This is a genomic window from Micromonospora sp. WMMD998 (genome assembly GCF_029581235.1).
GTDB lineage: Bacteria > Actinomycetota > Actinomycetes > Mycobacteriales > Micromonosporaceae > Micromonospora.
This window is the reverse complement of record NZ_CP120740.1, coordinates 6,586,852-6,593,314: the sequence shown is the minus strand read 5'-3', so window position 1 is coordinate 6,593,314 and position 6,463 is coordinate 6,586,852. Positions and strand designations below refer to the sequence as shown.

At 73.3% G+C, this 6,463-nt stretch carries 5 protein-coding genes and 1 tRNA gene; 4 read left to right on the top strand and 2 right to left on the bottom strand.

Annotated elements, in window-relative coordinates; all coding sequences use genetic code 11:
• Both O7619_RS30110 and htpX read left to right on the top strand, forming a co-directional pair.
• The coding region (locus O7619_RS30110) for a proton-conducting transporter membrane subunit (RefSeq protein ID WP_282284889.1) at window positions 1-1,024 on the top strand (1,024 nt) is incomplete at its 5' end.
• A 155-nt stretch (window positions 1,025-1,179) separates the two neighbouring features.
• Entirely contained in the window at window positions 1,180-2,058 is an 879-nt protein-coding gene (gene htpX / locus O7619_RS30105; RefSeq protein ID WP_282284887.1) for a zinc metalloprotease HtpX, read from the top strand.
• A 112-nt stretch (window positions 2,059-2,170) separates the two neighbouring features.
• Here the strand turns inward: htpX and O7619_RS30100 are convergent, their stop codons facing one another.
• Complete coding sequence (locus O7619_RS30100; RefSeq protein WP_282284886.1) at window positions 2,171-3,355, bottom strand: hypothetical protein; 1,185 nt, start codon at window positions 3,353-3,355, stop codon at window positions 2,171-2,173.
• Between the two features lie 358 nt (window positions 3,356-3,713).
• Here O7619_RS30100 and O7619_RS30095 point away from each other — a divergent pair, with 358 nt between their 5' ends.
• On the top strand, window positions 3,714-4,973 hold the full coding sequence (locus O7619_RS30095) for an MFS transporter (protein ID WP_282284885.1): 1,260 nt from the start codon (window positions 3,714-3,716) through the stop codon (window positions 4,971-4,973).
• A 59-nt stretch (window positions 4,974-5,032) separates the two neighbouring features.
• On the opposite strand, the gene O7619_RS30090 is transcribed toward O7619_RS30095, so the two are convergent.
• Window positions 5,033-5,527, bottom strand: a complete 495-nt coding sequence (locus tag O7619_RS30090) for a YajQ family cyclic di-GMP-binding protein (protein ID WP_282284883.1) — start codon at window positions 5,525-5,527, stop codon at window positions 5,033-5,035.
• A gap of 147 nt (window positions 5,528-5,674) precedes the next feature.
• Between O7619_RS30090 and O7619_RS30085 the strand changes: the two genes are divergently transcribed.
• Window positions 5,675-5,758: transfer RNA gene (locus tag O7619_RS30085), tRNA-Tyr, on the top strand.
• The last annotated feature ends 705 nt before the right edge of the window (window positions 5,759-6,463 follow it).

Sequence of the window (6,463 nt, the reverse complement as noted above, 5' to 3'; positions counted from 1 at the left end):
GGTCGGGCTGCGCCGGGCCAGCCTGGCCGGGGCCGAGGCGGCGGTGACGTTCTTCGTGGTCAGCGTGGTCGCCACCACGGTCACGCTGCTCGGCGCGGCGCTGCTCTACGCGGTCACCGGCAGCCTGCACCTGGACCGGCTCGGCGCCACCCTGGCCGCCCGGGACGACCTGCGTGACCTGCCGCTCACCACGGTCGCGGTGGCGCTCGTGGTGGCCGGGCTGGCGTTCAAGGTCGCCGCCGTGCCGTTCCACGCCTGGGCGCCGGTCACCTACGACGGCGCGCCGCTGCCGGTGGCCGCCTACCTGTCGACCGCCTCGAAGCTGGGCGGGGTGGTGGCGTTGCTGGCGGTGGTGCAGCGGGCGCTGCCGGCCGGCGTGACCGGCCCGGTGCTGGCGGCGCTGGCGGCGCTGACCATGACCGTGGGCAACCTGGTGGCGCTGCGCCAGCGGCGTACCGTCCGGCTGCTCGCGTGGTCCTCGGTGGCCCAGGCGGGTTACATCCTGGCCCCGCTGGGCGCGCTGGCGCTGGCCGCGGGGCGCACCGCAGACGCGCGGGACGGCGCGTACGCCGCGGCCGTCGCGTACGCCGTCTTCTTCGTGCTGCTGGAGTTGGCCGCGTTCGCCGCGGTGGTCGCGTTGCGGCCGGCGGACGGTGACGGCGGCACGCTCGCCGACCTGCGCGGCGCGGCGCGGCGGCACCCGTGGGTGGGTGGCGCGTTGGCGCTGGCGCTGATCGGGCTGGCCGGCCTGCCGCCGGGGCTGGCCGGGCTGTTCGCCAAGGTCACGGTGGTCCGGTCGCTGCTGGCCGGGCACGCCGGCTGGCTGGCCCTGATGGTGGCGTTGAACGCGGTGCTCGGCCTGGCCTACTACCTGCGGGTGGCCGCGACGCTCTACGCGGTCCCCAGCGGCGTCGCCGCGACCCGCCCGGCCCGCACCGTGGCGATCGCCCTCGGGGTGGTCACCGTGGCCGCCGTGGTGATCGGTTTCGCACCGCAGCTCGTGCTCGACGTCGCGGCGCGCTGACCGGTTCGTGCCCGGCTGGGCGGTCCGCCCAGCCCGGCGCACCGGAATCCTCAGCCAACTTTCAGCCATGGGAAGGATGGTTGACGGGTACCGGTGTGTTGAACCGGTCAGCGGGTTACCCGGGTGGGCCCGCGGCACCGAAGGAGCGATCGACCGTGCACCACAACCGTCTCAAGACCGCAGCGCTGCTCGGCCTGTTGACCTCGCTGATCCTCGCGGTCGGCTACTGGTTCGGCGGTAGCGGCGGACTTGTCATCGCCGTGCTCGTCTCGTTGCTGATGAACGGCGTGACCTACTTCTTCTCGGACAAGCTCGCGTTGCGCTCGATGAAGGCGCAACCGGTCAGCGAGGCACAGTTCCCCGAGCTGTACCGGATGGTGCGGGAGCTGTCCACCCAGGCCGGCAAGCCGATGCCCCGCCTCTACGTGAGCCCCACGTCGCAGCCCAACGCGTTCGCCACCGGGCGCAACCCGCAGCACGCGGCGGTCTGCGTCACCCAGGGGATCGTGGAGATCCTCGACTACCGGGAGCTGCGGGGCGTGATCGGGCACGAGCTGTCCCACGTCTACAACCGGGACATCCTGATCTCCAGCGTGGCCGCCGGCCTGGCCGGCATCATCACCATGCTGGCCAACCTGGCCTGGTTCATCCCGCTGGGCTCATCCGACGACGAGGACGGCCCGAACCCGGCGGTGCTGCTGCTCACCCTGATCCTCGGCCCGATCGCGGCCACCGTGATCCAGTTGGCGATCAGTCGCAGCCGCGAATACCAGGCCGACGCCTCCGGCGCCGAGCTGAGCCGCGACCCGCTGGCCCTGGCCAGCGCCCTCAAAAAGATCCACATGGGTACGCAGGCCCGCCCGCTCGCGCCGCAGGGCCAGCTCACCAGCACCGCGCACCTGATGATCGACAACCCGTTCAAGCGGGGTGGCGGCATCGCCGCGATGTTCGCCACCCACCCGCCGATGGAGCAGCGGGTGGCCCGGCTGGAGCAGATGGCCCGCAACTCCGGCCCGGTGCAGTTCCAGCGCTGACCCGTCCGCCCTCCTCCGCCCGCGTCCGTCTCCCCGGACGCGGGCGGAGCCGCGTTCGGGCGGTGGCGTGCGGCGTGCGGGCGGTTGCCGAGTGCGGGCCGCGGGCGGCGGCTCAGGCCGGCTCGGGCAGCCGGTCCGGCCGGGTCAACAGCACCGTGGAGAGCAGCACCAGCCCCGCCGCCAGGTAGGCCACCGCCGGGCCGAACAACGCGGCGGCGCCGCCGAGCAGGAAGACACCGACACCGGAGAGCATGATGTTCCCGGCGACGATTGTCGCCTCCACCTGCCCCATCCGCTCCCTGGGCGCCAGCCGCGCGAACGTCGCCTGCGCGCCGATCAGCCAGCCGCCGCCGGCTCCGATCAGCGCGTTCGCCACGGCGAGAGCCCAGGCCGGGGCGTCGACGGCCGCCAGCAGGCCGGCCAGCAGCAGCGCCGTGGCGAGCGCGCCGGCGGCCACCACCTGGCCGGACACCCGGGCCAGCCAGCCGCGACGCCCGACCAGCAGCACGAACACCGCGCCACCGAACGACGAGGCGGCAAGCACCACCGGCCGCCACGCGCCTCCGGACAGGTCCGGTGCGAGCGTCTCCGGCAGCCCGCCGGCCAGCATGGTGGCCAGCGTGAGCAGGGCGACCCCGCGCAGGATCGGATGGGCGGCGATGATCCGCGCGCCCGCGGTGGCCGGTGGTCGTGGGCCCCGGCGCTCCTGCTGGCCTACCCGCAGCCCGGCGAGGACCACGGCCGCGAGCAGGAACGAGGCCAGGTCGATCAGCAGTGCCACCCGGGGACCGATCGCCACCGTGACGCTCGCCCCGGCCAGCAGGCCGACGACCTGGCCGCTCTGGTTGGCGAAGGCGGCGAGCCCGAACAGCGGCAGCCGCAGCGGGGGCGCCACCGCCTCGGCGATGATCGCCACGTGCACGCTCCCGTACGCGGCCCGGACCGCGCCGAGCAGGCCGGCCGCCACGATCGCCGGCAGCGCCCGGGGAACCGCCGCCGGTACGGCGATGAGCGCCGCGCCGGCCAGCGTGAGCCCGATCAGCATGGTGCGTCGGGCCAGCACGTCCAGCCAGCCGCTGAACACGGTCGCGACAAGAAGCGCGGGCAGCGCCCGGGCGGCGTACACGGCGGCCGGCCCGAGCACCGAGCGCGTCTGGTCGTAGGCGAGCAGCAGCAGGGCGGCCAGCCCGACGAAGTCGCCCAGCTCGGAGATGCCCCGGGCGACAAGCAACCGGGACGCGACCGGGTGCCGGAACAGCGCGCGGTAGCCGGGGGCGGGCGTCGCGGTGTCGGTCATCGCTTCGACGGGTCCGCTTCCTCGACCCGCAGCGGTGCGACCGCCATGCCGCTCATCCCGACCTCCGCACGCGCCGGCGGCCCATCCCGCCGCCCCAGGCATGGACTCAGTTCGATCAGGAACCTACTCCCTCCCGGCCCGTACGGCAGCCCCTGTCCTTTGCCCCGCAGGTCAGGTAGGCGTCACTTCTGCCAAACCGCCGGTCGGTCGGGCGCGCCCCGGCTCTCCGACACCCGGTGCCCACGTGGGACGACATTCCGGAAAGGCGGACCGCTGTGAGGCAGCCGACCGTTTCCCCAGCCCTCGGCCGGCGTTAGGGTCGAATAGCATCTGACTCATTACATCCGGGAGGTCGACCGTGGCCGCACTGCGCCAGTACCTGGGCGTCTGGCGGGTCCCCGGCGCGCCGCTGCTGCTGATCCTCGGCATCGTCGGCCGGCTCGGGATCGGCATGACCCCGCTGGCGCTCCTGCTCGTGGTCGCGCAGGTCACCGGCCGCTACTCCCTCGCCGCAGTCGCCGGCGGCATCTACGCGCTCTCCGGCGCCGCGCTCAGCCCGGTCGCCGGCCGCGTCGCTGACCGGGTGGGCCCCACGCCGGTGCTGCTGGCCACCGCACTGGCCCACCCGCTCGCCCTGCTCGGGCTCCTCGCCGCCAGCCGCTCCGGCGCCGCCAACCTCGCCCTGATCTACCTGGCCGCGGGCGTCGCCGGTGCCACGTACCCACCGCTGACCGCCGCGATCCGGGGCGCCTGGAACGACCTCACCGCGCCGGCCACCGGCCGAGGCCACCTGCGCAACACCGCGCTCGCCGCCGAGACGTCCCTGTTCGAGATCGTCTTCGTGCTCGGCCCGCTGCTGGTGGCCGGCTTCGTGCTCGTCGCCGACGCCTCCGCCGCGCTGCTCGGCGCCGCCGTGGTCACCCTGGTCGGCACCGGCTCGGTCGCCCTCGGCCGGGTGATGCGCGCCTGGCGCCCACACCCGCGCGAGCACCACGCCCGAGGACTCGGCCCGCTGCGGGTCGGCGGCTTCCCCGCCCTGCTGGTCTGCGTGGCAAGCCTCGGCATCGCGTTCGGCGCCTCCGGCGTGATCGTGCCGGCCTTCGCCGGGGACACCGGCGCCGAGGACCCGGAGAGCCTGGCCGGCCTGCTGCTCGCCGTCTGGGGCATCGGCAGCGCCGCCGGTGGCTTCTGGTTCGGCGTACGCAAGCCGGCCGTCAACATGACCCGCCAGTTCGCCTGGCTGCTCGGCACCGTGGCGGCCAGCTTCGCCGTCTTCGCGGTCATGCCCGGCCCGGCCCCGCTCGGCGTCGCGCTGGCGCTCGGCGGCGCCGCCATCGCCCCCGCGCTCACCCTGGAGAACACGCTCGTCGGGCGGATCGCCCCGGCCGGCATGCTGAACGAGGCGTACACCTGGGTGGTCACCATGTCGGTGGCGGCGAGCGCCGCCGGAGGCGCCGTCGCCGGCCTGATCGTCGACCACGCCGGTGGCGTGCCGTGGGCGTTCGTCTTCGCCGGGGCGGCGGTCGCCGTCGGGGCCGCGGTCGCCGCGCCACCCCGCGGTCCGATCGCCCGGGCCGAGGCGACCGCGGTACGCGCCGAACAGTCGCTCGCCGCCTGACGGTCACGTCGCAGCGGGCTCAGGTCGCGCACCCGATCGGTGTCCCGGCCGGCGCGCGGCTACCGGTAGTTGGTGAACTGGAGCGCGACCCCGAAGTCCTCGCCCTTGAGCAGCGAGATGACGGCCTGGAGGTCGTCCTTCTTCTTTCCGGTGACGCGGAGCTGATCGCCCTGGATCTGCGCCTGGACGCCCTTGGGGCCCTCGTCGCGGATCTTCTTGCTGATCGCCTTCGCCTTGTCCATGTCGATGCCCTGGATGACCTTGGCGTCGATCTTGAAGGTCTTGCCGGAGGACCTCGGGTCACCGGCGTCCAGCGACTTCAGGGAGATGTTCCGCTTGACCAGCTTCTCCTTGAAGACGTCGAGGGCGGCCCGCACCCGCTCCTCGGTCTCCGCCTGGAGACTGACCGCCTCCTCACCCGACCAGGAGATCTCGGCGCCGGTGCCGCGGAAGTCGAACCGCGTCGCGAGCTCCTTCTCCGCCTGGCGGAGGGCGTTGTCGACCTCCTGACGGTCGACCTTGCTCACGATGTCGAAGGACGGGTTCGCTGCCATGCTCATGCTCCTGCTGTCCGGCGGTGTGTCCTGTTCCGTCCCGCACTGACCAGCGTGGGACACCCCGACGGTACCCCGTTGCGATGGGGCGGGGGGCAACCGCTATCCTTGCTTCCGCCGCCGCGTTGCGACGCGGTGGGGTGCCCTGGCGGGTTGCCCGAGCGGCCAATGGGAGCGGACTGTAAATCCGTCGCGAAAGCTTCAGAGGTTCGAATCCTCTACCCGCCACCAGGTGCAGATACGGCCCCTGACCAGCAGAGATGCTGATCGGGGGCCGTTGTCGTTGATCTAGCCGAGTCCGGCTGAGTCCAGCCGTTCACAACTGGTTGTGGGCAGATGGTGGGCAGGTCGATCTTGCCGCCTGAGCGCTCTTCTGGGGCTGTGAACGCTTGGGCTGGCCGTGAGGGTCCGGTCGCAGGCGCCATGCGTGTAGCGACCGGCTGAGGGCTTCCGGAGTGAGGTGTCGCCGGCTGCGGGCGATAGGGCGGGGGCAAGCCAGTCCCGGGGTTGGACTGGCGCGGCAGTCGGAAGCCCTGACCGTCGACCAGGCCGACCGGTTCGGCTTCCGTACCGCCTGGCCGTGATCGTGCCGCGGGGCCGGATCAACAGACTCGGGGCGGCGGTCCGGCGGCAGTCGGTGGCTCTCCGCCCCGCGCCGCGCGGAGCGCGGCGCCTTGATCCAAAACAGAGGAAATCGGCAGCAGCGCACGCACGCGCGCAATAGGTGACGCACACGGAGCCACTACAGCGGCGCGATCACAGTCGGGCAGGTCCTGAGACCCCGACGGCGGGTCACCACACAGCGGAGCTACCTCGCTGTCCACCTCACCCGCGCCAGCAGTGCGCCAGCGCCGGTGCATTCGCCTCCGGGGGGCCCATAGCAAGACACGGGACCGAGGACTTTCGGGCAAGCCATCTCCGTTAGGGCGCCAACTG

Bases quoted from the DNA above. Each gene is read 5' to 3' on its own strand.
- O7619_RS30090 (WP_282284883.1), bottom strand. From the start codon at position 5,527: ATGGCAGCGAACCCGTCCTTCGACATCGTGAGCAAGGTCGACCGTCAG.
- O7619_RS30100 (WP_282284886.1), bottom strand. From the start codon at position 3,355: ATGACCGACACCGCGACGCCCGCCCCCGGCTACCGCGCGCTGTTCCGG.